The organism is Streptomyces purpureus (assembly GCF_014648195.1).
Taxonomy (GTDB): Bacteria; Actinomycetota; Actinomycetes; order Streptomycetales; family Streptomycetaceae; genus Streptomyces; species Streptomyces purpureus.
In genome coordinates this window covers 1-3,672 of record NZ_BMQQ01000048.1, presented here as the reverse complement: position 1 = coordinate 3,672, position 3,672 = coordinate 1, and the positions used below count along the sequence as shown (strand labels likewise).

General features: G+C 69.3%; 5 protein-coding genes. All 5 read right to left on the bottom strand.

Annotation, left to right across the window (positions count from 1 at the left end):
- Positions 1–1,067, bottom strand: a 1,067-nt coding sequence (locus tag IEZ01_RS32975; protein WP_189205437.1) for a helix-turn-helix domain-containing protein, incomplete at its 3' end; no start/stop codon positions are given.
- 171 nt (positions 1,068–1,238) lie between these two features.
- Positions 1,239–1,403, bottom strand: a complete 165-nt coding sequence (locus IEZ01_RS32970) for a hypothetical protein (RefSeq protein ID WP_158685745.1) — start codon at positions 1,401–1,403, stop codon at positions 1,239–1,241.
- A gap of 610 nt (positions 1,404–2,013) precedes the next feature.
- Positions 2,014–2,598 (bottom strand): hypothetical protein, encoded by a 585-nt coding sequence (locus IEZ01_RS32965; protein ID WP_189205435.1) that lies wholly within the window; start codon positions 2,596–2,598, stop codon positions 2,014–2,016.
- A 121-nt stretch (positions 2,599–2,719) separates the two neighbouring features.
- Entirely contained in the window at positions 2,720–3,088 is a 369-nt protein-coding gene (locus tag IEZ01_RS32960) for a VOC family protein (protein ID WP_189205433.1), read from the bottom strand.
- Between the two features lie 46 nt (positions 3,089–3,134).
- Positions 3,135–3,452 (bottom strand): hypothetical protein, encoded by a 318-nt coding sequence (locus tag IEZ01_RS32955; RefSeq protein ID WP_189205432.1) that lies wholly within the window; start codon positions 3,450–3,452, stop codon positions 3,135–3,137.
- Between the last annotated feature and the right edge of the window lie 220 nt (positions 3,453–3,672).

The following is a 3,672-nucleotide window of genomic DNA, read 5'->3' as shown; positions in this document are numbered from 1 at the left end:
GGTGCGGTGGCTTCCTGCCACAGCGGCCGTATGTCGGTGGGGCGGCCGCTGAGGGCGGCGACGAGGCGTCCGGTGGTGTTCCAGTCGGGTACGTAGGGGCCGCTGAGGACGCGGGTGATGGTGGCGAGGCTGAGGACGTTGTCGCTGTTCTCGCGGATGGTCCACAGGTCGGGCCGGTCGGCTGCCAGGTGGAGGCTGCGGATGGCGGTGTGGAATCGCCGGGCGGGGTTGTGGTCGGGGTGGGGCGGCATCGTGCCGGGCGTGCGCTGCCGGCGGGCCGCGTCCCACAGGGGGCGCAGGTCCTGGGCGTCGACTTCGTAGGCCTCGGCGAGCCGCTCGGTCACCGGCCAGGACGGCAGCCGGGTGCCGGCGAGGATCTTGGAGACGTACGAGGGTGTGATCAGGGCGTAGGCGGCGATGTCCCGGACGGTCTTGTGGCCGTGGCGCTGGAGGTGGGACAGCGCGCGGGCGAGGGGTTGGGGGCCTTGGCCGGTGGGCGGCAGGGCGGTGCGGCGTCCGGTGCGGAGGCGCGGGGCGCCGGTCTCGGCGGGGTGGGAGGGCGCTGCGGGGCGGGCGGTGCGCGGGCCGGGGACGAGCGCGTTCTGGAAGGCGGGGGTGGCTTCGGTTTCCGTGCGGGAGGCGCGTAGTTCGAGGCGGCGTTCGAGCGCGTCGGTGGTCCACTTCTTGCGCAGGCGTTCGGGGCTGATGCTCAGGGCGACGCTCAGGTCCTCCCATGACTCGCCGCGGGCGCGGCCGCGCCGGATGACGGCGGCCTCGAAGTCGTCCAGGTGGCGCTGGAGGATCGCCCGGCGGTCGAGCAGTTCGGCGGAGGACAGCTCCGCGTACACGTCGGAGACGAGGTCGGCGGCCTCGCGGCTGATGTCGTCGCCGATCTCGATGACGGGGAGGGTGTAGGCGGAGGAGTCGGGAGGCTCGGCGGCTTTACGGCGGCTGGCGGCTCCGCAGGCGGGCGTGCAGTACTTGTTGGGACGGCCACGGCCGCCGGGACGGGTGAACTCCTTGCGGCAGTTGGGACAGATGACGGTGCGTTCGGCGTGCGGTGCCATGGCGGTGGTGCCCCTTTCGGGGGAAGCGCGAGGCCCGGTTTTGTGTGTGAGACCTGGTCGTCCACGGCCGCTTTTGCAGCAAATTCCCGGGCCCGTCGTGAGTGAGCGGTGAGGCAGGCGCTGCCGGGCCCCCGTGCGGGGGTCCGGCAGCATGGAAAGCGGGGAGTTTCGTCAGTGGCCGCGAACGCGCAGGTAGGAGGTAGTACTACCGGGTGCGGCCGCGGTGAGGAAGGCGACCAGGGCCATGGCAGCCCAGTCACCCGACGCGCCGATGACGAGGACGATCGGCATCACGACGAGCGCGATGAAGAAGAGTGCGTTCAGCGGGACTGCCATGTCCTCGCCCTGTCGGGTTTCCCAAGGTGAGAAGGACGGCATGATACTTTCAACGCCCGACGCCAAAGGCCCTACCAGGCCAAGGCGGTGATGACGGCCCAGATACATGAGCAGTCCCTTTCAGTGGATGCGGCTCAGGTGCGGTAGGTCGGAATCTTGGTGATCGACAGGCCCTGGCATGGTTTTCGACGGCCCGCCAGGGTCACTGTCTTTTTCCGGCGTCAACTGCCGGTTCCCGGACCCTACTTGGGTATCGCACGGTCGCGCCAACGCCACGGAGCGTTATGGCCAGAGACGACCATGCGCGCTACGCAAAATCCCCTCGCCTCGCAAGACCACCTACTGCGTCCTGTTTTCCGCCACAGGAAGTCATATCCGAAAGAGAGCGGTCAGCTACCGGCACGCATTGATCGGAACAAGGCGCGGGGGGCGTCCGCCGAGCGTTACGGGTCTGCTCGGTGTCCCTTCTTCGCCCCTTCTTCACCGACACTGAGCAGGGAAAACCCCGGGCAAATCGCCACCATGGGGTGCGGGGACCGTACGTTCGTCCAGGACCCGTCAGTCTCGCTTCGGCGCAAAGGAAGGGGCCCGGGGCCGGCCGGGGCCGGGGTCAGGGCCGGCGGGGGTACTCGTAGCGGCGCAGGCGGGAGCGGGCCTCGGATTCGGTGGTGCCGAGGCCTTCGGCGATCCGGGGCCAGGGGATCTCTGCGCCGCTGACGGTCATGAAGGCCGCCGTCGGCCCGGTGGTGGCGATAATCGTCTCCAGCGCGCGCACGGCCTTCAGCGCGGCCAGCGGTGCGTCGTGGGCCAGGCGGTCCAGGTGCTGGTCCAGCCGCTGAAGCAGGTCGGCGAGCTCGGCCGGCAGGGGTACGGTCCGCGCCTCGACGTCCTCGATGTGGATCTTCCAGTCCTGGGCGAGCGGGGAGGTGTCGTAGGTGTACGGTTCGCGGCGCCGGACCTGGCTCCAGTCGATCGGGTACGAGACCTGCGCACGCCAGCCGCAGGCGCAGGCCGCCAGCATCCGCTCGGCGCGCGGGGCGCCGCAGGTGCCGTCGTAGATCCACCAGTCGGTCGACGTGGGGAAGTGGCCGCCGCTGCCCATGTCGAAGTACACGGCGCGCGATTCACTGCCGTCGGCGAGGACTACGCCCACTGTTCCCTCGTGCGCGGGGAACCCGTCCCTCTGCCACTCCATGGCCCCTCCTGGTCCGTCACTTTGGCGGCAACGATGGGGCAGCCGGGGGTGCTTGTCCGGCGAACCGGGGAAGAACCACCCTCTCGGGCGATCGCCAGGGGCATATGCCGAAGGTGTCCGCTCAGCGCTGCACGAGACAGAAGGGATGCCCGGCCGGATCGGTGAGAACCCGCCACCGCTCCTCGTTCGGCTGATGACCCGGCTTTCCCGCCCCCAGCTCCAGCAGCCGTGCCTCGGCCCCGTCCAGGTCGGCCACCTCGAAGCACATGTGCAACTGCTGCGGCACGCTCTGCTCGGGCCAGCTGGGAGCCCGGTAGCCCTCGACCCGCTGGAATCCGATGAGCAGCCCGTCCTGCCGGTTGAGCCCGGCGAAGTCGGCGTTCGACTTCGGGTGCGGCTCGAGGCCGGTGGCTTCCTGGTAGAACGCCAACAGGACGAGCGGGTCGGGGCAGTCGAGCGTTATGGCGCTCAACTTCATCGCCAGGGCCATGCCGCCTCCAGTTCGGGCCGATCGGTGAACTCCCAGAACGCCCACCCTAGAGCCACCCGCCGTCCCGTGAGCCGCAGGCCGGGGCTCGGTCAGGGCAGTCGTAGTCGACCGCGAGGATCTCGTTGCCGTCCTGGTCGCTGATGTGGAAGCAGTGGCCGTTGGCCCAGACCGTGACCGAATCGGCCCGATGGTCGACCTGGAACGGCTCGTCGCCGCGCAACGTCCCCGGCCAGGAATCCCGGGGCGAGTGGGTCACCACGACGGAAGACTGCTTGGGCGGAATCCAATGAACGTCCGCCCACGGCTCCACACTCAACTCCCGCGGCTCCTGCCCGCCGTTACCGACGACCAGCCGCGCCGTCATCCCCAGCACCTCCCGAAGTCGCCCGCTCGCTGCGCCATGCCGGGTTGTCCTGGCATGGCGCAGCGGCTGATCGGTCAGCTGGTGTAGCGGTTGACGAGTCTGGTGCGGCTGTAGTCCCAGATTGAGTTCCAGCTGGTTTTGATCGGGACTGTAAATCGTTCGGTGTAACTCCCGATCATGGAGGATGCACCGATGACTAGTGAGAACGTGACCGAGGCCG